Annotated in this window: 16 protein-coding genes and 1 pseudogene; 9 read left to right on the forward strand and 8 right to left on the reverse strand. The window is 47.1% G+C overall.

What is annotated here, in order from left to right:
* Window positions 1-222 precede the first annotated feature (222 nt).
* From ftsY to QUB16_RS10715, 3 genes are all read right to left on the reverse strand, one after another.
* Window positions 223-1,980: a signal recognition particle-docking protein FtsY gene (gene ftsY, locus QUB16_RS10705; protein ID WP_333315924.1), complete on the reverse strand. Its 1,758-nt coding sequence runs from the start codon at window positions 1,978-1,980 to the stop codon at window positions 223-225.
* Between the two features lie 153 nt (window positions 1,981-2,133).
* Entirely contained in the window at window positions 2,134-2,766 is a 633-nt protein-coding gene (gene nusB / locus QUB16_RS10710) for a transcription antitermination factor NusB (protein ID WP_333058881.1), read from the reverse strand.
* A gap of 414 nt (window positions 2,767-3,180) precedes the next feature.
* Window positions 3,181-3,906 (reverse strand): DUF502 domain-containing protein, encoded by a 726-nt coding sequence (locus QUB16_RS10715; protein ID WP_333290526.1) that lies wholly within the window; start codon window positions 3,904-3,906, stop codon window positions 3,181-3,183.
* A gap of 1,488 nt (window positions 3,907-5,394) precedes the next feature.
* Between QUB16_RS10715 and QUB16_RS10720 the strand changes: the two genes are divergently transcribed.
* Window positions 5,395-6,432 carry an RRXRR domain-containing protein gene (locus QUB16_RS10720; RefSeq protein WP_333315925.1) on the forward strand — a complete coding sequence of 346 codons (1,038 nt, stop codon included), beginning with the start codon at window positions 5,395-5,397 and terminating at the stop codon, window positions 6,430-6,432.
* Window positions 6,433-6,606: 174 nt separating this feature from the next.
* Complete coding sequence (locus QUB16_RS10725) at window positions 6,607-9,435, forward strand: PAS domain S-box protein (RefSeq protein ID WP_333315926.1); 2,829 nt, start codon at window positions 6,607-6,609, stop codon at window positions 9,433-9,435.
* A 704-nt stretch (window positions 9,436-10,139) separates the two neighbouring features.
* Here QUB16_RS10725 and QUB16_RS10730 read toward each other — a convergent pair.
* Entirely contained in the window at window positions 10,140-10,337 is a 198-nt protein-coding gene (locus QUB16_RS10730) for a hypothetical protein (protein WP_015176637.1), read from the reverse strand.
* A gap of 383 nt (window positions 10,338-10,720) precedes the next feature.
* On the opposite strand from QUB16_RS10730, the gene QUB16_RS10735 reads away from it, so the two are divergent.
* From QUB16_RS10735 to QUB16_RS10760, 6 genes are all read left to right on the forward strand, one after another.
* Complete coding sequence (locus tag QUB16_RS10735; protein WP_333315927.1) at window positions 10,721-11,071, forward strand: STAS domain-containing protein; 351 nt, start codon at window positions 10,721-10,723, stop codon at window positions 11,069-11,071.
* Between the two features lie 143 nt (window positions 11,072-11,214).
* Window positions 11,215-14,178, forward strand: a complete 2,964-nt coding sequence (locus QUB16_RS10740; RefSeq protein WP_333315928.1) for a TIGR03960 family B12-binding radical SAM protein — start codon at window positions 11,215-11,217, stop codon at window positions 14,176-14,178.
* Window positions 14,179-15,129: 951 nt separating this feature from the next.
* Complete coding sequence (locus QUB16_RS10745) at window positions 15,130-15,258, forward strand: hypothetical protein (protein ID WP_333102987.1); 129 nt, start codon at window positions 15,130-15,132, stop codon at window positions 15,256-15,258.
* A 402-nt stretch (window positions 15,259-15,660) separates the two neighbouring features.
* Window positions 15,661-18,024: an Rne/Rng family ribonuclease gene (locus QUB16_RS10750; RefSeq protein ID WP_333315929.1), complete on the forward strand. Its 2,364-nt coding sequence runs from the start codon at window positions 15,661-15,663 to the stop codon at window positions 18,022-18,024.
* Between the two features lies 1 nt (window position 18,025).
* Complete coding sequence (locus QUB16_RS10755; RefSeq protein ID WP_333315941.1) at window positions 18,026-18,709, forward strand: ribonuclease HII; 684 nt, start codon at window positions 18,026-18,028, stop codon at window positions 18,707-18,709.
* 222 nt (window positions 18,710-18,931) lie between these two features.
* Window positions 18,932-19,120 carry a PAS domain S-box protein gene (locus QUB16_RS10760; RefSeq protein ID WP_333315930.1) on the forward strand — a complete coding sequence of 63 codons (189 nt, stop codon included), beginning with the start codon at window positions 18,932-18,934 and terminating at the stop codon, window positions 19,118-19,120.
* Between the two features lie 269 nt (window positions 19,121-19,389).
* Here QUB16_RS10760 and QUB16_RS10765 read toward each other — a convergent pair.
* Together QUB16_RS10765 and QUB16_RS10770 are read right to left on the reverse strand one after the other, a co-directional pair.
* Window positions 19,390-20,103, reverse strand: a pseudogene (locus tag QUB16_RS10765) (IS630 family transposase); the annotation flags it as partial.
* A gap of 18 nt (window positions 20,104-20,121) precedes the next feature.
* Window positions 20,122-20,448, reverse strand: coding sequence for a helix-turn-helix domain-containing protein (locus QUB16_RS10770; RefSeq protein WP_333315931.1), 327 nt, complete (start codon window positions 20,446-20,448; stop codon window positions 20,122-20,124).
* A gap of 86 nt (window positions 20,449-20,534) precedes the next feature.
* On the opposite strand from QUB16_RS10770, the gene QUB16_RS10775 reads away from it, so the two are divergent.
* Complete coding sequence (locus QUB16_RS10775) at window positions 20,535-20,795, forward strand: hypothetical protein (protein WP_333315932.1); 261 nt, start codon at window positions 20,535-20,537, stop codon at window positions 20,793-20,795.
* A 782-nt stretch (window positions 20,796-21,577) separates the two neighbouring features.
* Here QUB16_RS10775 and QUB16_RS10780 read toward each other — a convergent pair.
* Both QUB16_RS10780 and QUB16_RS10785 read right to left on the reverse strand, forming a co-directional pair.
* Window positions 21,578-22,759, reverse strand: coding sequence for a NarL family transcriptional regulator (locus QUB16_RS10780; protein ID WP_333315933.1), 1,182 nt, complete (start codon window positions 22,757-22,759; stop codon window positions 21,578-21,580).
* 571 nt (window positions 22,760-23,330) lie between these two features.
* Window positions 23,331-24,554, reverse strand: coding sequence for an NAD/NADP octopine/nopaline dehydrogenase family protein (locus tag QUB16_RS10785; protein WP_333315934.1), 1,224 nt, complete (start codon window positions 24,552-24,554; stop codon window positions 23,331-23,333).
* Between the last annotated feature and the right edge of the window lie 28 nt (window positions 24,555-24,582).

Genomic DNA, 24,582 nt, shown 5'->3' on the forward strand with positions numbered 1-24,582 from the left:
TAATTTGACGCCCTTGCTTTGCCTCGCGCTTCGATCCCAACCAAGTAATAACAGAACGAAGGTATTGTTTCTAGATATTTAGTTTTTACTCGCCACCGGGTGGCGATCGGCGCAAGTCCTGCGATGGTAGTTTGAGGTTAAGGATTTGAGATTTTGAACCTCTGTATCCGCCTCCAAAAATTGGGACGACCACAGATAGCTCATCAATCTAAAATCTAAAATCTAAAATCTAAAATCGAGTAGGGCTTCCACAAATTCGTAACTAGAAAACGGGCGCAAGTCTTCGATGCTTTCCCCGACTCCAATAAAGCGGATGGGCAGACCAAGCTGCTGCACTACGGCTAGGGCAACACCACCTTTAGCAGAACCGTCGAGTTTTGTCAATACTACTCCGCTTAATTTTGCCGATTCTGCGAACACTTCTGCCTGTCGCAAACCATTTTGACCTAGTGTGGCATCCAAGACCAGTAGAGATTCTACGGTAGCGCCTGGGGCTTTCTTATCTACAATGCGACGGATTTTACTTAATTCGTCCATCAGATTTTTTTTGTTTTGCAGGCGGCCTGCGGTGTCTACGATCAGGAGTTCTGTGCCGCGGGCGCTGGCGGCGGCGATCGCATCAAACACGACAGCAGCCGGATCGGTATTTTTCCCTGGGTTGGCAATAATTTCGACCCCACTGCGGGAGCCCCAAACTTTTACCTGTTCGACGGCGGCGGCGCGGAAAGTGTCGGCGGCGGCAATGAGGGTTTTGTAGCCGGATTTTTGGGCAATATGGGCAAGTTTGCCGATCGTCGTAGTTTTGCCCGCACCGTTGACTCCTACGATTAACCAGATGTTAAAAGTCTCTTTTTCCGGGGCAAATGTCAGGCTGTAGAGGGGATTACCGGCGGCGGTTTCGGCACAGGGAGCGTCGAGAATGTCGCGCAGAATGGTTTTCAGGTAGGCTAGAGCCTGTTCTGGGGGCAGCACTTCTTGTCTGAGTCTTTCTTGGAGGCGACTGATAATGATGTCGGTGGCTGCGACTCCGACATCGGCTTGCAGCAGCAAAGTCTCAATTTCCGCTACCGCGTCTTGATTGAGCGGCCCTTGACCGACGATCGCCTTTAGTCGATTAATTAAGCTGCGGCGAGTTCTTTCTAAGCCTTTCCGCAGTTTTTGCAGCCAAGTGATTTCTTCAACGGATACTTGGTCTGGGCGGCGGCCTTGACTGGCTAAGATTTCTGAAGACCACAGGAAGCCTTCGTCAAAGGCGAAACCGGGAATTTCTTCGATAATTGCGGCTCTCTCGGCGGCGGCTGCAATTACCTCTGGTTCTTCAAGGGCGGTTTCTTTGAGGCGTTCGATGCGCTCCATGCGATCGGCCTGAGCTCTGGCCCAAAACGGCAGGGCTTCCCCTGCTTGGCCGTCGGATGCGAGTGATTCGGTTTCTACAACCTCAGTTGCAGGTTCGGCAATTTCTATATTTTCTGCTGTAACTTCTAATTGTTGAGCTATAGGTGCAATGTCGATCGCCCCGGCTGTGGGTTGCAGAGTTTCTGGAATTTCTGCGGGCGTTGCTGCATCGAGTTCGAGATCCTCGGTAGCTTCAACTGTTGCGGGTGCTGCAACTTCTGGAACTTCTGCAACAGTTGGTGCGGTGGGTGCGGGTTCAAGTTCGATCGGCTCGATTGCTTCAATAGTCGCCGGTTCTGCAACTTCTGCAACTGTCGCGATTTCTGCTTCGGCTGCTGGAACATCGGGCGCTGCTGTCTCGGAAACTTCTGTTTCGGGTTTTTGCTGTTTTTGAATATTTTTGTAAGCAGCTTTTGCCCAATTGAGATAATCTTCGGCTACAGCAGGAGAACCTTGCTCTGTTGTATCTGTTTGAGGCTCAACCGGTGCGGATTTTGCCGGCTCATCTTGCGGCTGTTCGGGGGTTGCTTCTGTTTCAGAAGATTTATTTTCGCTGTACTGGCGACGAAACCAATTAAATACCATAGGAAATTGGGAATATAGTTATTAGTCCTTAGTTTAGAGCGGATTGCCGATTGCGGATTGCGGATTGCTAATGACTCCGGGTAAGGTTGCGCCCCGGCCTGCACCCTCCGGGTAAGGTGCCCGCCCAGCACCCGGAGGACTTATGAGTAAGGACTAGGGACTAACAACTTCTGCGTTGATTTTATCGACTACTCGGCGGAGGACTCCGTTGATGAAGCGATGTCCTTCGTCGCCGCTGTAGCGTTTTGCGAGTTGGACGGCTTCGTTGACGCTGACTTGTTCGGGTAAGCCGAGATATAGCATTTCGGCGATCGCGATTCTCATGATATCTCGATCGATCCGGGCCAACCGTTCTATTTGCCAGTCTACAAGGGCTTCCGAGAGCAATTCATCAATTTGAACACGGTTGGCGCTGACTTTGGTCAGGATTTGCAAAGCGTAGGTGCGGACATCTTGCTGGTTGGCTAGCTGGATCAGTTCTGGAAACTCCATTGCTGAACCGAGACGGTTGATGGCGGTTTGGGTGAGTTCGACTGCTTCCCGCACCATTGCTCTAGCACTTTGTATATCGGCGGCGCGGATTTCGCTGGCAAGCAGTTTGTCGCTACTCCGCTGCACTTCGGATGCTGCTGCTTCTAGGGATTCTTGAACTTCTGTTGTCAGGGTGCGGATGGCGGCGAGGAGAACATCTTGCAGTTTCTTGGCTTCTAAGAGTTCTGGGTTCGCCGGCAGTTGGCTGATGCCGAGGAGTGCGAGTTCGCGTGCTGTTTCGCGGGCTTTTTTCATAGTTTTTAGATAGGGATTGAGAATTTAGGAAGTTTTTCGATCGCGCGCGGACTTGAACTTTAGCAGAAAACTCGACTAAAAGCGGTACAAAACCAGCCGTCTGACTCGCCAGCGGCGGGTAGTTTACAGATACTTCGCTGTCAAACCCAAGATTTATGCTCGAAACCGGGTTTCTGAGTATAGCCTTTCTCGGTTTGGGCTGGTTTTGTCGAAATATTATCTGCTATGGGGAAAGTTTACACGGCCTTACCAGAAAGAATTGGTTTAAAGCCCCAAGCCTGATCGGGAGAAATTAAAAGAAGACTATTCATTACTCCAATCCTCTTCCTTCCAGCTAGAGGTCGCCCTTTTGCGGTCAACTGTCAACTGTCAACTGTCAACTGTCAACTGAAGGGCCACTAAAGATGTCTTGGTTCAATCTTCTTCGACTGGGACAGCCTGGTATCTTGATTCGGATACCAAGGGTTCGAGTGTTTTGCCCTTGATGTTTTCGGGGTTTACTGGAACTGAGTTGCTGGGGTTGACGATGCCGCCGGAGATGATGACTTTAAAGGCATCTTCGATCGACATTGACAAATTGACTAAATCTGCTTCCGGGACTATAGCGTACCATCCGGTGGTGGGGTTGGGAGTGGTGGGGATGAAAATGCCGATCGGGGTTTCACCGGAAAGGTGAGGTGGGATGTCGTTACTCTCGATCGTACCGGTCACAAATGCTAAAGTCCAGATTCCCCGCCGGGGATATTCCACTAACACCACGCGGCGAAATTTGTCGTTTGATTTGAGGAGGGTTCCCAGCAGTTGTTTGAGGGTTTTGTAAACCGAACCGGCTAGGGGAATTGCCTGCAACACCCGTTCGCCAAAGTCTAGCAGCCACTTACCGAAAATGTTGCGGGCCATTAAGCCGATGACTAAGATGCTCAGCAGGGGTACAGCCAGCCCTACTAAAAGATTTAGCAGATTCACCAAAATCGGGTGGAGTCCGTCAAAAGGGTTGATCTGCTTGGGAATTTTGGTGAGAAAATTGATCACCCAACTGGCGACGGTAATTGTCAGCCAGATGGTGGTAGCTAAGGGTATCACTACCAATAGTCCTGCGATCAGGTCGTTTTTTAAGTCTTGTTTGATGCGTTGGAGCACGGCGGGTCAAATCTCCTCGTAACTGGTTCCCAATAACCTGAATAAAGCTGAGACTAAAGCAACTGCACGGGCTTTACTGGATGTCACCATAGACGATCGTCTTCAATTCTGCTAAACCCTACCCTTTCTAAGGGGGAAGAGTTAGGGATCGCCGGTGCTGTACCTTTATTTTAAAGAATTATTGCAAGTTGGCGCTTGATTTTAATATATGCGGGCTGTGCAGCAGATCACCGTATTGTATATTTTAAGACATTTTGGGTCGGTTCAATCAATAAGCCGATCGGTCAAGCGATTTTAGATTTTAGATTTTAGATTTTAGATTTTAGAGGCGACCCCACGGATAAATGGGGGGGCTTGAGGATTTTAGATTTTCGATTTTGGATGGATTCCACGGATAAATCACGTGGCGGGTACCACCTTTGAAATTCGTGGTCTGAGACAGCCGGGGAGTCGAAGTGTAGCGAGTCCAAATAAAATTTTCTGTGATTGGTATCGGAAATTAATTGGTCGATCGAACTTTCTCAGATTTTCGGTGGGGTGGCACTTCGTTTTACTTATATCTTGCACCATTTTCCATAAGCTTTTTATGGACGGGCTCTCCTGCCCATCCCACAATCAAATTCACTCTTTGTGGAACAGGCATCTTGCCTGTTCTCGAAAAAGGTGCAACATATGAGTTTTACCTAATTCAGGGCAATCTCTGCAGGTTGAGTGCAGTGTGTCTGGAAAAATATATCTTTGGGTAGATGCAATGTAACCAGTCGCTATTAAAGTAAGGGTAATTTTTGAGGGGCAACTACGATAAACAAGGCAACAGTTGCCTACCATGAAACACTTGCATGGTAGGCAAATCCGGCAAAAAGTAAAGCAGACATACCAGCAACTTTGACTTTTTTTGACACGATTGCTCGATATTCAGGAAATAAGGGGAGAATTCAAGGGAATTCGAGTTTGAGAGGAGTGGCAAAGCAATATAGAATTAACTCGTGCATCACTACAAAAAAAAATAATCTGCCAAACGAGGTAGCAGTAGTTAGTAGCAAGCGAGATAAATTACTACATAGCTAGTTGTTTCTAGCCAGAAGCGCGAAACTATTTGTTCAACAGGGTATAGCTAAACTGCTGCATAGAAGCAAGACTCCAGCGGTGCCGATTCCTTGGAAGCAGACGAAAGTTAAGGAAAAACAAGCGTACTAGCCAATCAAGTCAGAGCGGGAATTCACCTCGCGGCAAGCAGCAATAGACTTGGTTACAAGTTAGGATTGAGATGTCACTAACCCCAGCCTAAAGGCATGGGGCTTGAAAGAGGAAGGCTTACCACCTTCTTAATTCAAGACTAAAACAGTGTCTAGCCTGCGTCTTTAAGACAAACTGAGCCATCTGGGAGTGGTATCCCACCAGACGTTAAGAATGCCTCCCTAGTTTTTAACCGCTCGGATGTGCTAGTGGCGAAGGGAAATATATACCTAGAAATAGGACTTACCGTAAATGTTTGTACCCGTTGTCAACAGTGAAAATAGACCCCTAATGCCGACTACCCCAAGCCGTGCAAAGCGTTGGATTAAGTCAGGTAAGGCTGCACCATTCTGGAAAAAGGGGGTATTTTGTGTTCGATTGAATGTAGAACCTTCAAGCCACAATTATCAACCAATAGCAGTTGGCATCGATCCAGGCAGCAAGCGTGAAGGATTTACCGTTAAATCCAAATCCCATACCTACTTAAACATCCAAACCCATGCGATCGATTGGGTAAAAGACCATGTTGAGGTCAGGCGCAATATGCGACGTGCGAGGCGATTTCGGAATACTCCATGCCGTCAAAACCGAGCTAACAGATTAGTTAACAAAAATCGCATACCCCCATCTACTAAGTCAAGGTGGCAGTGGAAGTTAAGGATAGTTAATTGGTTAACCTCTATGTTTCCCGTATCAGCTTTTGTTGTAGAGGACATCAAAGCCCGTACTTGGAAAAACGGCTCGCCCGTGTGGAACGTATCGTTTAGCCCCTTAGAAGTAGGCAAACACTGGTTCTATTCTGAACTCATAAAGATTGCCCATCTTGAGATTAGATCGGGAAACGATACTTACGAACTGCGTCAAAATTTAGGACTCCAAAAGTCAAAACAGAAACTATCAAACAAGTTTGAGGCTCACTGCGTTGATTCTTGGGTGTTGGCTAATTGGTACACGGGAGGACACATTCGACCCGACAACACCAAGCTAACAGAAGTAATCCCCCTTGAGTGTCATCGCAGACAGCTCCATCGCTTGCAACATTCCACAGGTCATATTCGCCCTCGTTATGGTGGCACAATTAGTATCGGGTTTAAGCGCGGTTCAATTGTTAAACACCCTAAATACGGATTTTGTTACGTTGGCGGTTGGCAAGAATCTCCAACAAAGAAAGACCCGTACCGGAAAACAATTAGCTTGCACGATTTAAAAACTGGCAAGCGTCTAACTCAAAACGCATCGCCCGCAGATTGTAAATTTTTGTCTTACAACTCGTGGCGCATTACAAATTAAATTGTAAAGCCGTCCTAGAAGGACGGGGTTTCTACCCATTTTTCTGATGAAACCAATTGATTTTTACATTTTTTTATGCCATTGAAAACGCAAGACTTTTTTGGGCTTCACTTAAAGCCGCAGCCAGATCAAATTTTGTATCCGGGAATTAATATTTAAGTAAAAGGAATTTTTGTGAAAACGCTCAATATCCTCTTAGTAGAAGACAGTCCCCTAGATGCCGAACTGATTGAGGCATATCTAGTGGATGGCGGGCTCCAATTTTCTCTGGTGTGTGTGGAAAATCGAGAAGACTTTGCCACGGCGCTGGAAAAACAACGTTTTGACATTATTTTGGCAGATTATATGCTGCCTTGTTTTAACGGGATAGCTGCACTGGAAATCGCCCACACTACTTGTCCGGGAGTGCCGTTTATTTTTGTTTCGGCTACTTTGGGCGAGGAAGTGGCGATCGAAACTTTGAAAAGCGGCGCTACTGATTATGTTCTCAAACGCCGTTTGATACGCTTGGTGCCGTCGATTCAGCGGGCCCTGCGGGAAGTTCAAGAACGGAACGAGCGCAAGCAAGCCGAAGCACAGCAGCAGGAAAGCGAAGCTCGATTTCGGATTATGGCAGATACCGCGCCGGTGATGATTTGGATGTCGGACACTGACCAACTTGGCGATTACTTTAACAAAGTTTGGCTGGAGTTTACCGGTAGAACTTTAGCGCAAGAAAGGGGCACGGGTTGGATGGAAAGCTTGCACCCAGAGGACTTGCCAGAATGTCTGGATATTTACCAAAAAGCCTTCGACGCTGGCAGCGAGTACCGGCTCGAATGCCGCCTGAGACGCTATGACGGGGAATACCGCTGGGTTTTGGGTACGGGCGTACCCCGGTACAGGCCCGATCGCACTTTTGCAGGTTTCATCGGTTCTTACATCGATATTAGCGATCGAAAACAGGCAGAACAAGAACGCGCTGCTGCTTTGTCCCGCGAACAAGCAGCCCGCAAGCAAGCAGAAGAAACAGCTAAAGCGCTGCAATCGGCAAACGATCAAATTACTAACATTCTCGAAAGCATTACCGATGCTTTTATCGCAGTAGATTTAAATTGGAACTATACCTATGTCAACCACCAAGCTATTGAGCTTTTAGGCAGACCAAAAGTAGAACTGATCGGTAAAAAGGTTTGGGAGATATTTCCCTGGGCGGTCGATTTACAGGGTTACAAAATGGCTACCCAAGCAGTAGCAGAAAAGGTAACAATCGAGTATGAAGAATTCGTGCCGCTATGGAATAAGTGGTTGAAGGTGCGTTTTTATCCTTCCGATTCTGGTTTGTCGGCTTACATCCAAGACGTTAGCGATCGCAAGCAAGCAGAAGCTGCATTCAAAGCTAGCGAAGAAAAGCTGAGAATGTTGGTCGAAGCTAACTTAATAGGCATTATGTTCGGGGATGTTAACGGCCGTATCATGGAGGCAAACGATGAATTTTTGCGGATAGTGGGTTACACGCGGGAACAGTTGCAGCGCGGGGAATTAAACTGGATTGAGATCGCGCCGCCGGAGTACCGGTCTCTTGACGAGAAGGGGATTGCAGAGGCACAAGAAACGGGAGTTTGCACTCCCTACGAAAAGGAATTCTGGAGGAGAGACGGCAGCCGGATTCCGGTGCTGATCGGATATGTTTTGCTGGCGCAAAAGCGACAAGAATCTGTGGCTTTTATTCTCGATTTGACGGTTGGCAAGCAGTTGGAAAGAGAACTGCACGATCGAGCCGAGGAATTGGCGCGGGCGAACCGGATTAAAGACGAGTTTCTAGGAACTTTGTCCCACGAATTGCGGACGCCGCTGAATGCGATGCTGGGATGGGCACAACTGTTGCGAAACCGCAAGTTTGACGAAAAAACGACTGTTCGGGCTCTGGAAACGATCGACCGCAATACGCGCTCGCTGGCAACTCTGATCGACGATTTGCTGGACGTGTCGCAGATTATTACCGGGAAACTGTCGCTGAATTTGCGGTGGGTGGATGTGATTTCGACTGTTGAGGCTGCGATAAAGACTCTCGCGGCCGCGATTGGGGCAAAAAATATTGAAATTGTGACGGATTTCGACCCAACTGTGGGGCGGATTTGTGGCGATGCCGGCCGCTTGCAACAGGTGGCGTGGAATTTGCTGTCGAATGCGATTAAGTTTACTCCCGATGGCGGACAGGTGAGGGTGGCGCTGCGGAAGGTGGAGGGGACGATGGCCCGTGAGGAATCCGCTTGCTGTAAGAATTTGTCGCCCGCTAGTGTGGAAATTGAGGTCAGCGACACGGGACAAGGGATTTCAGAAGAGTTTTTGCCCCATGTTTTCGAGCGGTTCAGCCAAGCTGACAGCTCTATAAGGCGATCGTACAACGGATTGGGTTTGGGTTTGGCGCTAGTGCGTCATTTTGTGGAAATGCACGGGGGGACGGTGCAAGCGGCATCGGCTGGGAAGGGACAGGGAGCGAGCTTTTTGGTGAGATTGCCAATTAAACAGCCGCGTGGCGACGGCGGATTTTCTGTTTCCGGGTCGGGGGTGTTTGGGGCTCCTCAAAGCCAGGCGCCAGCCGCTGTAAAGGAGTCTTTTGTCAGCAGCAATCTTTCGGGAGTGCGGGTGTTGGTGGTCGATATCGACGCGGATTCCCTCGATTTTACCTGTACAGTGCTCGAAGATTGCGGGGCCTTGGTGGAGACCGCTAGGTCGGGAATCGAAGCCTTGGAGGCGATTGAAAGGCTGAATCCAGATGTGTTGGCGATCGATATCGAGATGCAGACCCCTGATGGAGAGGCTTTGCTGCGGCAAGTGCGATCGCGGATGGCGGACAGAGAAATTCCGGCGTTGGCGTTCACGGCGGTTGGTAGGGTAGAGGAACGGGTACGGGCCCTGCAGCAAGGTTTTCAAATTTACGTGCCCAAGCCGATCGACCCTGCTGAGTTGGTGGCAGTGGTGGCAAGTTTGGCGGCGCGATCGAACGATTTTAGATTTTAGATTTTAGATTTTAGATTGACTCCGGGATGACGGATGTTGTAACTACACATCAATTTTCTGGCATTCGAGCGATCGGATAATAATTCTTAGGACTAAGGCCAACTGGCACTACATACTTAAAATTTAAGCTTTACTTTGTGAGAGTTGCCCTTAGTCCTAATCCTGCCGAAAAACTTTTTTTAGTATTAATTAGACTTAGAGCTAATTTGTCAAGCCCCAAAAGTAATAAATTTAATTTAGCTGGCAGTGTGTAGTTTTTGATACTGATAGCAGTTTCTAAAAGGAATGCAACTGTAGACAAGTTCCAAACCCCGATAATCATCAGTATTACTATTTGTAAAATCTAAAATCTAAAATCTAAAATCTAAAATTGTATGAGGTTCATGGACGATCGCCCTTAACAGTCTCTCCTCAAATATCAAGTTCAGCAATTAGCTGCTTTATTAAGCATGACTCTTAGTTACAATTAACCTAATTTGTCATACCCCAAAAGTTATAGATTTAATTTAAGTCAAAGTTTTTAGCTTTTGATCAGAGGTGCAGGGACGATCGCCCTTAACAGTATCTCCTCAAATATCAAGTTCAGCAACGAGATGCTTCATTAGAAAAATATTCGGTCGGCGTAAATGCTTATAACACTCCTCTATTGCCCGCCGTGCAAGGATTTTTTGATTCTTGGATGTGGACTCGCCGCCCGATTCCCACTATCGACGGCTAGATACCAATTGCACCCGACCGGCATCCATTTCATCCATTAATAACTCTAAAGCCTCATAATCAATATCCGAGATGTACCCCAAACGGGTGAGCTCGTAATTGATTTCGTTTTCAATGTCAGGCGTCAACTGCTTAATGTAGAGGGCTTTTTCTACAAGTTGACGAATAGCATGAGTTGCTTGCATAGTAAGTCGGAGAACTCCGTACAGTTTTATTCTCCTCTAAACTGTCGAGCAAACAGGTGATCTAGATCAGAACTCATAAGTGATTTAAATTACATTGTTCAGTTTTATCTAACAGCTAGGGCAAAGTCGATCGCAATTTTTATAGTTACCAAGACTCAACCTGCAGGTATCAATAAAAAATAGTATAGTAGCTTACGTTTCCTCCCCAAATCTTACGCAAAACTTCATAAAAAAGAGTCAATAAATAAAGATTCAGTAAAACTACTGACAACAACTGGTCAGTTTGCCTCAAATTAAGTTAGGCTCAGAGTAATCAAGTAGGTTTAGGCTTACATCCGTCCAGCGCAGTAGTTGAAAATACGTAGCAATCATAGGTTTGACATATGCAGACACTTCTTGCCCATAAACCAATTACGGTGATTCGACCCCTAGACTACCTGAATGCAGCCACCTGCGGAGAATTCGACGTACAACTAACGACAGCAATTGCAGCCCCCGGAGTGGTAGCGGTACTCGTAGATTTGGCCGAAGTAAAATTTATTGACAGTGCCGGTTTAATGACATTGGTTTCCGGCCTCAAGCAGGCGAAAAAAATTGGGCGCCGGTTTAGTCTTTGCTCGGTATCCCCTGGGATTAAGATGATTCTGGAACTCAGCCAACTCGATCGAGTTTTTGAGATATTTGAAAATGTCGATAGCTTTGAGGCCGAAAACTCCTGCGTAAAACAACACTGATAAAGCCTCCTCATCGACGAGAACAGGCAACAAAACACAGCAAATTCGGTTAAATGGCCGAAAAGACAGACGACTGTCGTTGGCGTGTTGGCAGATTTTAAGGTAGGCTGCTTAAGAGTCGCAACTATTTAGCGAGTCGAGCCGTGGCAGTAAAAGTCGAAGAATTACTTACAGCAGAGATTAATCAGCCTGCTCGTTATCTGGGAAACGAATTGGGGGCTACGCACAAGCCTTGGGACGCGGCGTCTGTGCGCTGGGTTCTCACTTACCCAGAAGTGTATGAAGTTGGTGCTTCCAATCTGGGGCACATCATCCTTTACAACATTTTGAATGCTTTGCCGAGGCAGTTGTGCGATCGGGCTTATTTGCCCGCCGCCGACTTGGCAGCAAAACTGCGATCCTCTCCGAGGGCTGCGCTAACGACCAAAACTCCGCTGTTTGCCGTAGAATCGAGGCGATCGCTCACAGAATTTGATATTCTGGGCTTCAGCCTCAGCTACGAACTCGGAGCAACAAACATTCTGGAAATGCTGGATTTAGCCGGCATTCCACTAACTTGGCAAGAAAGAGCGACAAATCGCCAAAACGGTCAAATGCCGCTGATTTTTGCTGGCGGGCAAACGGCAACTTCCAACCCCGAACCCTACGCGGACTTTTTTGACTTCATCGCTTTGGGAGATGGAGAAGAGTTGCTGCCAGAAATTGGCTTGATTTTGGCAGAAGGCAAAACAAATAATTTGAGCCGAGAAGCATTGCTGCTGGATTTAGCGCAAATTCCAGGCGTCTACGTCCCGCAATTCTACGATATGGCGGCCGACGGTTCTGTTCATCCCAACCGCCCGCAAGTTCCAGAACGAATTCTGCGCCGCGTCGCAACTCCGATACCAGCTTATTCGATCGGCCTGGTTCCCTACGTCCAGACAGTACACGACAGACTGACAGTAGAAATCCGCCGGGGATGCACCCGCGGCTGTCGCTTCTGTCAGCCGGGAATGCTGACTCGCCCCGCGCGCGATGTCGAACCTCAGCAAGTCGTAGAGGCGATCGAACAGGGGATGCAAGCCACCGGGCACAGCGAGTTTTCCCTGCTTTCCCTGAGTTGTTCCGACTATCTGGCACTCCCAGCAGTCGGGATGGAAATCAAAAATCGCCTGAAAGATAAAAATATTTCTCTGTCTCTACCCAGCCAGCGGGTTGACAGATTTGACGATAATATTGCCGACATTCTCGGCGGGACGCGGCAAGGCGGTTTGACTTTTGCGCCGGAAGCTGGTACTCAGCGGATGCGCGACATCGTTAACAAAGGTTTGACCAACGAAGAATTGCTTCGGGGTGTCAAAACTGCGGTCGATCGCGGCTGGGATAAAATCAAGCTGTATTTTATGATCGGTTTGCCCGGAGAAACCGATGAAGATGTTGTGGGCATCGCCGAAACAGTCCGCTGGCTGCACAGGGAATGCAGGCTGGATGGCCGGCGGGGACTGACTTTTAACTTGACAATTTCTAATTTTACGCCTAAGCCTCACACTCCTTTTCAGTGGCACTCGGTTTCTACTGCTGAGTTTTCCCGCAAGCAAAAACTCCTGAAGGGAGAGTTTCGGGGGATGCGGGGCGTCAAGGTGAATTACACTGATGTGCGGATTTCGGCAATGGAGGATTTTGTCGGACGGGGCGATCGACGTTTGGCTGCAGTAGTCCGCCGCGCTTGGGAACTTGGCGCGGGTATGGATGCGTGGTGGGAAAGCTTGGATCAGGCTTACAAAGCTTGGACTCAGGCGATAGATGAATCGGGCCTTACCTGGAAATACCGCCAAGTCGAAAGCGGCGAGTGGAATCTTTTTGAGAAGGAAGAGGAGCACGACACGGATGCGGACACGGATACACGGATGAATTTAACGGCGGGGGCGGGCACGGGGACACCGCCCCTACCAGCGGGGGCGGGCACGGGGACACCGCCCCTACCGGCGGGGGCGGGCACGAGGACACCGCCCCTACCAGCGGGCGCGGGCACGGGGGCACCGCCCCTACCAGCGGGGGCGGGCACGGGGACACCGCCCCTACCAGCGGGGGCGGGCACGGGGACACCGCCCCTACCAGCGGGGGCGGGCACGGGGACACCGCCCCTACTGGATCAACCTTTGCCTTGGGATCATTTAGATACGGGAATCGACAAAAACTGGCTGAAAATTGACTTGCAAAAGGCTTTGGAAGCAGCGACTGTTCCCGACTGTTCCTTTGAAGGGTGTTCGCGCTGTGGGGTTTGCGGCACCGATTTCGGACACAATGTGGTTGTGGATGCGCTGCCAATTCCTGAGTTTGCTGGGGAGTTCGTGCCGAATACGGAGCGGAAACAGCGTGTTCGGGTTTGGTTTGGGAAGGTGGGCGATATGGCTTTGGTGGGTCATTTGGATTTGATCCGATTGTTCGATCGAGTAGTCCGCAGAGCCGATTTGCCGATTTCTTTTACGGGCGGGTTTCACCCGAACCCTCGGATTTCTCTGGCTAATGCTCTGCCTCTGGGTGTTACCAGCACTGGGGAAATTGCCGACTTTGAGCTCACTGAGCCGATCGATATTGAGAGTTTTCGGGAAAAGTTGGCCGCTAAGCTGCCGGAAAATATTCCGATTTACAAGGTTGAGTCGATCGATCTTAAGGCTCCTTCTGCTAACCAGTTGTTAGAAGCAGCGGAGTACGTGATTACTGTGGCTTTAGGGGGTTCGTTGACAGAAAATGGCGAATTAGACCATGAAAATTCTGCTCCTGTCTCTGTGGCTCCTGATGCCAACTGGGAAGCTTGGGTCAAGACGATCGCCGAAACCGAGGCTTTTTGGCGGGTGCATACTACTAAGTCGGGAAAGACGCACAATGTCAATTTGCGCGATCGACTGCACAAACTAGAACTTGTAGAGCAGAAACAAGACAGCAGCACCTCTGCTAGGAGTGGTACATCCGAAGGTAGAGCCGTCTTGCGCTTTACTGGCAGTTGTCGCAGCGATGGCAACTTGCTAAAGCCAGAACATATTGTTTTCATGCTCGAACAAGTCAGCCAGCAGGAAATTCAGCTTCTACAGGTTGAGCGTAGTCAGCTAATCCTGGGTTATGGTTAAGATAGGGAAGCCGTGGTGGAATATTTCACCTTCGGCTCTCGATCGGGATGTGTCCTTTCACGCTATAATCGCTTGTTATGGAAGCCGCGGCGGCTCGAGCGCTTTAGTCGCTCGCCGCCCTCGTCAACCAGCAACGCGGGCTGGGTGCAATTTGCTTCTGTTCAAGACTTCAAGCCTTTTTGTTGTACATTCACGGGCTAAATCTAGCGCCAAACCCGCCGGAGCGGGGCCTGAACCAAATTTAGCGATTAATTTCGATCGATCGACTGGTTGTCGGTGGTCGGCTTATTCAAAAATCTCACGGTTCAAACCGCAGAGCGGATATTCAACAATAGATGTTTTTGACGGGTCAAAAAACGGAGATAAGCCCCCGACTTAAGTCGTGGAGAACCAAAAATTTTAGATTTTAGATTAAAGTTCCAGCTCCCAGATTCGTCTGTCGAGTAAATCTAAAATCTAAAATCTAAAATCTAAAATCGACTGACCCGTCAAAAAACGGAGATAAGCCCCCGACTTAAGTCGTGAAGAATCCAAATTTTAGATTTTAGACTAAATTTCAATCTCCCAGATTCATCTGTGGAGTAGATCTAAAATCTAAAATCTAAAATCTAAAATCTAAAATCGACTGACCCGTCAAAAAACGGAGATAAGCCCCCGACTTAAGTCGTGAAGAATCCAAATTTTAGATTTTAGACTAAATTTCAATCTCCCAGATTCATCTGTGGAGTAGATCTAAAATCTAAAATCTAAAATCTAAAATCTAAAATCGACTGACCCGTCAAAAAACGGAAATAAGCCCCCGACTTAATTCGTGCAGAATCCAAATTTTAGATTTTAGACTAAATTTCAATCTCCCAGATTCATCTGTGGAGTAAATCTAAAATCTAAAATCTAAAATCTAAAATCGACTGACGAGGTTTTAGGGTTGGCAGGGGCGGAGGTTGCAGTCGAATGCCAAGCTGGGGTATGTTGAGTGCGATCGCGCAAGAATTCAACAAAAGTCCTTACGCTTTCACTCCTACCTACTTTCGCTCAAAACCAGCCCTCTACCACCACGCAAGCGGAGTTATCAGTTCGTAGTGTTAAGTTGTGTGTTAAGAAATTGGTACGGTGTCAATGAATTTATTCGCGCTCGTTCAAAGGAAGAGTTGTAAGTGTTGAATTTTGAGTATTGATGTCGCAATTCTCAACTCAAATCTCAATATTGCTAACTCGATAAAAGCCTCCTTATTTCTATCTCTCAGATTTATCTGCTGAGCATAACTCATAACTCTGTACGGGCGGGTTTAACTACTTTATCTGTAACAGTTAACAGTGAATAGTCAACAGTTAACAGTGAACGGTCAACAGTTAACTTTCCTTCCACCCTGCACCAACTCACAGCTAATAACTCTTCAAGCTACTACTAATTACAGTCTAAGTCAGAGGCACTATGAGTGCGTAAGTGTCTCTAACTTGCTGCCAGTTTTTTGAGGAAATTGAATGACAAAGCAGATAGTTATAGCAGAGCAGCATCGCATTGCTGCCGTCTTTTCAGAAGATCAAATCCAAGAACTTGTGGTAGCCACAGGCAGCCACCAAGTCAGTGACATTTACTTGGGAATTGTTGAAAATGTACTCCCTGGGATAGATGCGGCGTTCGTCAATATTGGCGATCCAGAACGTAACGGGTTTATGCACGTCACAGACCTCGGCCCGCTGCGCCTTAAACGCTCGGCAGGAGCAATTACAGAACTCCTGACCCCCCAGCAGAAAGTGGTGGTACAGGTAATGAAAGAACCGACGGGCAGCAAAGGCCCCCGGCTGACAGGCAACATTACCCTGCCAGGCCGCTATTTGGTACTGATGCCCTACGGCAGGGGAGTCAATCTCTCGCGGCGGATTAAGTCGGAAGCCGAGCGCAACCGCCTCAGAGCCCTGGCTATTTTGGTGAAACCGGCCGGGATGGGGCTGCTGGTACGCACCGAAGCTGAAGGGATGACTGAAGAAGCGATCATGGAAGATTTGGAAGTCCTGCAAAAACAGTGGGAAGCCGTTCAACTTGAAGGCGGTACTTCGCGGGCGCCGGCACTGCTCAACCGGGATGACGATTTTATCCAGCGGGTGCTGCGAGATATGTTCAGCGGTGACGTGAATCGGATTGTGGTGGACTCGCAAAATGGAATTAAGCGGGTGAAGCAGCAGTTGATGAGCTGGAACGGTGGTAAACTTCCTGCGGGAGTTTTGATCGACCACCACCGAGAGCGCGCCTCGATTTTAGAATTTTTCCGGGTTAACGCTGCGATTCGAGAAGCCCTCAGACCAAGGGTTGATTTGCCTTCGGGTGGTTATGTGATTATCGAGCCGACTGAGGCGCTGACGGTGATAGATGTCAACTCTGGCTCGTTTACTCGATCGGCGACGGCTAGGGAAACGGTACTCTGGACAAATTGCGAAGCAGCCACGGAAATTGCTAGACAACTGCGGTTACGCAATATTGCCGGGGTGATTATTGTTGACTTTATTGACATGGAATCCCGCCGCGATCAGTTGCAGGTGCTGGAACATTTCAATAAAGCTCTCAAAGCTGACAAAGCTCGACCGCAAATCGCTCAACTGTCGGAATTGGGACTGGTAGAACTCACTCGCAAGCGCCAAGGTCAAAATATTTACGAGTTGTTCGGCCACAGTTGTCCTACTTGCAGCGGGTTGGGTCATCTGGTGCGCTTGCCAGGGGAAGAAGACTTCGCCGCAGCGGTGCGGGAATCGGCCGATCGCACTGTTGCTACATCGAACCGCGTTTTGTTGAATTTGCCCGAAGGATTGGAACGCCGCAGCTTGACGCCTGTGGCGGCTGCAACTCCTGCACCAGTGCGGGAAGAACGCCCCCCCGAACCTGCTCGGGCTGCTTGGGAACCTCCGAGTCAGAGCGAAAGTTTGGATTTTGAGACCGGCAGTAACGCCTCGCCTTTGGACTTGCTCAACCATCCCAGCTATCAGGATTTGGGGAACGGAACTAGACGGCGCCGCCGCCGCCGGATTGGCGAAGAGCCTTTTGCTCTCCCGGCGGAGGAGGAACCTGTACGCAGCAAGTTGCGGCTGCCGAATACTTCGAGCGCGCCCGTCGCGGATACGCGCTCTGAGTATCTCGCACCCCCCGGTATCCGGGCCGCGTCGGAGGGCTTCGGGCTGGTGAATATGGCGACTGTGGGCAGGCGCGAGGATTTCGATCGCGTGCGTCCCGCTAAGTCTGAGTTGATGAAGCCGATGGTGGAGCCTCCAGAGGTGATTTCGGTGGAAATGACGGCGGAGGAGCAGGATGTTTATGCCCTGATGGGGGTTTCTCCTTTGGTGCTTACGGATCGCAGCGTGAAAAATCCTAAGAATGCGATCGTTTCGGTGACTCTCCCCGGAGCGGCCCCGAACAAGCCGCCTTTCGAGCAGCTCGAATTTGAATTTGAACCGACGGCGCCTGCACAAAATGCACAGGAACGGGATTATTATCCAGAAAGGTCGGTAGTTGAGCCTGTATTTTCTGAGGATGATGAGGCTCAAATTTACGGCGAGAGTTCGATCGACCAAACTGATGGTTTTGATCCGATGGAGGAACCCAGCGATGTGATGGGCGAATCCTATGAGCCGATCGAATCCTATGAGCCGATCGAATCCTATGAGCCGATCGAATCCTATGAGCCGATCGAATCCTATGAGCCGATCGAATCCTATGAGCCGACGATCGAACTCAATGAGCCGATCGAACTCAATGAGCCGATCGAACCCAGCCAACCCAGCGAACCCAGCGAACCCGAGGAGCCGGCTATCAACCGTCGCCGCCGCCGCCGCTCGTCAGCCGTTGTGGATGAGTGATATGAAGTCAGAGGGAAGAAGGAAGAAGTCAGAGGGAAGAGGAAAGAAGGAAGAAGTAGAAATTTTTACTCTCTTCCCATCTTTCCATCTTCCCCTTTCCCCCTCTGGCTCGAACACTCTACTAATTGCGGGTGTGGATGAAGTCGGACGAGGCGCTTTGTTCGGGCCGGTGGTGGCTGCCGCCTGCATTTTGCCCGACGAAGTTCTCGATGAATTAGCAAGTTGCGGGGTGCGAGATAGCAAGCAGTTGAGTGCCGCAGCCCGGAGTCGCTTAGCTGTGAAAATCCGGGCTGTGGCTGTTGACTGTCAAATTGGTGCGGCTTCGGTGCGGGAGATCGATCGCCTCAATATTTTGCAGGCTTCTTTGTTGGCGATGAAACGGGCGATTTTGAAGTTGAAGGTGACGCCGGATTTGTGTTTGGTTGATGGGAATCAAAGGATTCCCAATTTGGCGATCGAGCAAGAGACGATGATTAAGGGTGATGCGCGATCGATTCAGATTGCTGCTGCTAGTATTGTGGCGAAAGTTTGGCGCGATGAATTAATAGTACGTTTGGCTGTTAAGTATCCTGAATACGACTTGACAAATAACAAAGGATATGGTACTGCTAAACATAAGTTAGCTTTGGAACGTTGCGGTGTATCTGTCTTTCACCGGCTGTCCTTTAGTCCTTGCCGAAAATAGTTAGTTGTAGGAAATACTCAGCATTTACTAAAGCTTGAGCTTACAACCATAGCAATCCTAAATCATTTGTGAATTTCATACTCCCGAGCGGGTTCGGGGAGGGTTGGGGTGGGGTAAAAAATTTACGAATCCTGCAACGATTGCTATACGAGTTCCAAGCAATTGTCACAGGTTTATTAAGTATATCAAGCAGGCACAAATCAAAAGTATCCTACGGAAAATTTGCCCATCCTGCGCCCGTTCAAGGGGGAAAGTGCTACGGCTGACGATGCAGAAGTTCATCAAGGCGACAAGATTATTCCCCTAGAAATCTTCCCTACTCCCATCTACGATCGACAAGGAAATATTGTTTATGCTATCAACACTCTTCAAGATATCACGGAACGCCAAAAAGCTGAGACAGAACGCTAAAAGTTCATTGAGGAGCTCTTTGAGGTCAATTGCAGTTTAGAACTTTCACCCTGAGGCAGAATTAGAAATTGCGGAGGCGACTTGTCGCTTTCCAATGAGTTTTTAGCTTTTTTGGGATGTGACAGTATTGTTGATATTAAATTGCCAAAAGCGGTGGAGTTGGAAATGTCGGTTTTGTTTTCTGACATCCGCGATTTCACTACTCTCTCGGCACAAATGACACCGCCAGAAAATTTCAAATTTATAAATTATCATCTGATACCAATTTACTATGAAGTTGCACTTAATATAGCTTCAAGGATATAGTCCCAACCACAGAGAGATAAAACTTCTTCATTCGTGAGAGATTGGATAATTGTATTTACCTGTTCTTTGAGTTTATCTAAACTCGAATATTTTTCCCACTTGAGGTCTTTTTTTGTAGGCTCCCACAATCTTTCAATCGGATTTAATTCAGGACTATAGGCAGGTAAATATATTGGCATTACATGGTCAGCCCCGTCTAATAATAGAGCTTTATGGAAGCTACCATTATACATGATAATTAGATGAAAACTCTCTGAGTATTTTTGACCAAATTCCTTTAAAAACTCTTGAAAACAGTTGTAATTGACCTGAGCAAATTCTTGATAATATTGTTCACCTGTTGCTGGCTCTACGACTCCATAAATATAAAACTTTCCTCGTTTCCATTGCTTTTTGCCAATGGGTTTTACCCCCTTTAATGTAATCATTCTGCCGGGCATAGTAATCAATCCAAATCTACTCTCGTCCTGACACCATATCCTTACAGGCTTGGAGTTTCCGAAATATTTAATCATTACTTTGATGAGTTCACATAGTTTTTTTTTGAAGCTTGCCTGCACCTCTTCGTTCGCTTTGTCACTTTGGGGTCTTGGGACTTTCAGGTCAGCTTTCAATTTATAATGAACTAGGTCATGTACCACTTTATAGCTCACTTTGATTCCGCATTCTTTTTCGAGCCCGGTCTGTAATTTGCCCTAACTTGTTTCTCCCTGTGGTTCTGGCAATTTTTTGATTAATTTTTCTCGGACTGAGGGTGGAATATGTGGAGTCTTTCCGGGAGCTTTTTTTATGCTAAGTAATTCATTAATTCCACCTTGTTTGTAAGCTCTTAACCAACGATATATTGTTGAAGAGTCTCGTTTCAACATCGTGGCTAATTCTGCTCTTTTTGGGATTTTTTTGGTGGCCAGCCAGTATAATACCAGTAATTTTTCTTTATTTACGGCGGTCGCACTCCGTTCGAGTCGATGCTCTAGTTCCTCAACGGTTTCCTGGATTTGTACCTGAAGTTTGTTCGCCATATTGGATTTCCTCTACTTTTACCCTATATTTTAGTGTACCTTCATAGTGAATTGGTATGAGTCTAATGGACATTTATGTAAAAAAAATGAGTCAACTTCGCGAACACATAGAAAGACATCCCTCAGAAACTACTCGGCTATTGGGTCTAAACTCTGACAAACTTATAGGGCTAATTACTCACGCAGAAAATCTGTATAACCAGCAGAAAAAAGTTCAAGATAATTCTAAAATTCGCATCATCAAATGCGGAGGTGGTCGCCCACCGAAATTAGATATTGCCGATCCAATTATCCTAATTTTGGTATATTTACACCATCTTCCCACATTTCAAATGTTAGGAGTTTAATTTGGAATCAGCGAGTCAGCAGCTAATTATATCTTTCACAAATGATAAAATTTTTTAGAGAACTGTGGTTAGAACAGGTAAAAAAAAATGATTCCGAATGGCAATGGCTTCTTGAAATATTGAGTGAATTTGAGTGAATTGTAAATAGCTAGGAACAGCCAAGAGAAAGAGCTACAGACTCTACTATAAAGAGCAGAAAAAATACTATTCAGGTCAGAAAAAAACATACCTTAAAAAAGCAAATAGTTGTAATGCCGAACTGGAAATAAATTGTTGATGTAGTAGTTGGAGAAACTGGCCCAACTGCGGACATAAAAATTTTGAGTTCCCGACGAAAAGAATGGAATTTAGAGCAAAAATTTCAAGGGGACAAACCTTATGTAGGGTAACTATTAATTGATACTCCTCACAAAAAAACTTCAAGTATAAATATTACAGATGTTCAAAAAAAAGCCAACAAACAAAAGGCTAGAAAAAGAATAATACTAAAGCCTATGATTAAGTTGTGAAGATTTATAGAGTAGCAGAGAGATTTCGCTTAAAATCTGGCAATTACGAAGCAGTAATTATGGTCGTATGTGGATTAATAAGATGGCGGATTGGTGCAATGGTTATATGTCAATAAAATCGATAGAAACCGGAAAAAAATAGTAATAATAATGTCATAAAAATTGCTATTTATGATTAATATAGTCTTCAAACCCTTATTTAACTGTTAGTTTCTTGTCCGAAGCTCGAAGCCAGCTTCGGACAAGAAACCAAGCGGAGAAAAGGTTTGGCAGTTATTGGAGATGTCTATTCAGTGAGTTCTCGTCACAAGGCTCAGAAAATCCGTACTCTTCAAGTTTTCCATCTCGTCGAACATCACAGGTTGCACAGTGGAATGAACCTCCAAAGGTGTAAAAGTGTCGGAAATCAACAGGAATTACTTTAAAGCCCAAATCTTTCAGGAGTTTCTGCATCGGTTCTTCCTGCTTTTCCACAACAATCCGTTTTGTATCCAAGGACAGAAGATTCATACTGATCCACTTGCTAGCAATGGGAAGTTTCCAAGAGTCTGGCGTGGTGGGTTGGGCTGCTTCGACCAGATCCCAGCCAGCTTTCTTGAAGATTTCGCTCTGATAACACGGTCTTTCCGGGTTAACTAGCGCTAATCCAGGCTTTAGGGGTACAAAGCTGGCATCAATGTGCATTGGATTGAAATCCTTGAACTTGAGTGTATGAACCCTAAACTTGTCGCCGAGGTGCTGCTTAAGCCAAGTAATCCCGATTTCGTTAGTGACGTGAGAGCGCTGCACAAATAGGTCGCGCCCACAGCGCACAATATCAGCAGCATCAAAGCAGGGTTCAAACTCTGTTGTCACATACTGCCCAATTTCAACTAATGCTTCTTGCTCTTCTGGCGATTTGGCAGCGAATTCAAAATCGTAGAGCTCCTCTGACATTAAAGGTTTCGGAGCTGTTGTCCACTTGGCTCCTCGTTTGAGGTACTCTTTCATTAAAGAACGATATGCACGATATTCAAAGAAACGCGATCGCCACGCCATTGGAGCCTCGATAATTTCATTGCCGATAACAATCAGGACATCGCGAGGCATGGCAGCATACAACCCCGAAGCTTCAAAATCTGGAGTTTTATACGAGTTAGAAAAGTCAACTATATCGGGTCGCCGCACGGTTACACCTTCGGCTTCTAAAATCTTGCAGAACTCATTGAGTTCCTTTGATGCTGTCTCAACTAGGTCTTCAGGGAAAGGTTGACCCCCATACTCTTGAAAAAAATTCCAGTATCGGGGTGGGGCATCCACCTTAACATTCGCTTCAAATTGTGGTACTACAGAGCCTTCAACGCGACCGACAATTACTTCTTGGAGAGTATCCCATTCATTGTAGCTGTTAACCACAGGGAGTTTTCTGTCAGAAATTACACTTGCAGCCGTTCTTAATGGTAAATTGCTTGCCATCTTGTGCGATCTCTCTTGGGTTTCCGTCCATCATAATAACAGATTGTTGGGGAATTTTTAACTAAGAAAAAAGTCGGAAAAGTCTGAGGGGCGACGACATCAACTAAAAAATAAAGTCGATCAGTTTCATAGCCTTTAGACCTCGTTAATAGTAATGAAGCTTATTGTTATTTATTTTTATTAATTCCGCTAGAAATTCCATAGAAATGTACTGGAAACTCATCCCAGTTTGACCCAACCTAGGACTGTAAAGAGTATGTCCTTAGTCCCAACGCGATCGCATTATGGTATTTTTGTTTGCATTGAGATAGACGCCAGCTAAACACCAGAGCCAGCGTATTTCAAGACATAGGCAATTACCAAACCTGTAGGCTCTACTTTTGGAGCGACGGCTTTTTGACCTTATAGTACCCCAGGGACGACTTTTGCAAGAGGTCTAATATCTCTTGGGCAAACAACAAGACAATTGGAGAAATTTCCCCAACTACCTCAAAATATCGACGAGCTATTGCCTCGGAGCAGTTTGAGTAATGAAACAGCTAGGAGAGAATCTCTAGTTTCGTCTATTTTACTAGAGATTGTTCGTTAGAATATCAGCCAGAGTTTTAAAGCCGTATCTCTGGGGACACCGGGTAGTCGCCAGGTCTTTCCCCACCAATCTAGAACCCACTAAATACTCTTTTTCCATTTTATTCTGGCACCACGATAGGACTGTATCCATGTAAGGGGTTTGGACGCCAGCTAGCTCGGCAATGCCACGAATAACAACCAGATTAAACGGCACATCTTCTGTGAGAAAACGCTGATTGAAGTTTGGCATATACTTGCCATCTATCGTTGGGAGCATTGGATGAGTAATGCCTTCATATCTAGAGTTGGTCGTAGTGGTTGTCATTAAGTTCGTTCGATCTTTAATGTAATTTCCGTAATGGATGATATCCCACTCGTACAAAGGAATCACATGAGAAAGATCGACATCGGGAAATTCTGTTGCGATCGAGTAGCTAATCTTCAGAACCTCATCACTGATCTTGTCAACCAGTTCTGATGTAGATTCATCAATCCCATGATACAACAGGGGCGGTTCTTCAAGGGGACTGCCATTCCAATTTTTCCAGCGCCCATACATCATTGGAGGATGGCAATAGTTCGGTGACATAAGCGTCATCCCAAGTAAGTGTCCTGAGACAACGAGTTTTGGCAGATCTCCCAAAAGGCTTTGCAGACACCCAACTGGATCTGCGATCCTCACCTGAGTGACATCGCCCTGTAGCGCACCAGCCAGTTGTTTTTTGGTACCCAAAATATTCACATCCTTACCCAACTCCACTAGGCGGCAGATCCAGGGTAGGGATTCAAAATTCATCACCACACAGGTATTGACCTTTGGCCCTAATGCTTTCCTTACATCAAATTCAAATCCACTTTGGCCAGGGAGACCGACGATAATGGCTCTTTCCTCAATGTAGCGGGCCAGTAAGTTCAGGTACTGCCAATGTAGAAAAGCCGGAAGAGCCAAGATAATGAGGTCACAGTGGCGGGCTGCCTCTTCTGGGTTATCAGTGACCAGAAACGGATTGGCTACGAAGTTAACCCGATCGTCGTTTTCATTCCAAACAGTGACCGTCAATCCGTGACTGTTCATCTGCTCTCGCCATCTACAAACTTTATCAGCCTTGTCGATGAAAACCCGAACTTCCACACCCGGATGCATCGAAATAATTCCCGCTAGAGCATGGGAACCACTACCAGCGCCACAAATCAGAACTCGCATCGGCTCAACCATAGTTGGCATTGATTTTCCCTAGATATATGGAATATGT

Source organism: Microcoleus sp. D3_18a_C4 (genome assembly GCF_036702415.1).
Taxonomy (GTDB): domain Bacteria; phylum Cyanobacteriota; class Cyanobacteriia; order Cyanobacteriales; family Microcoleaceae; genus Microcoleus.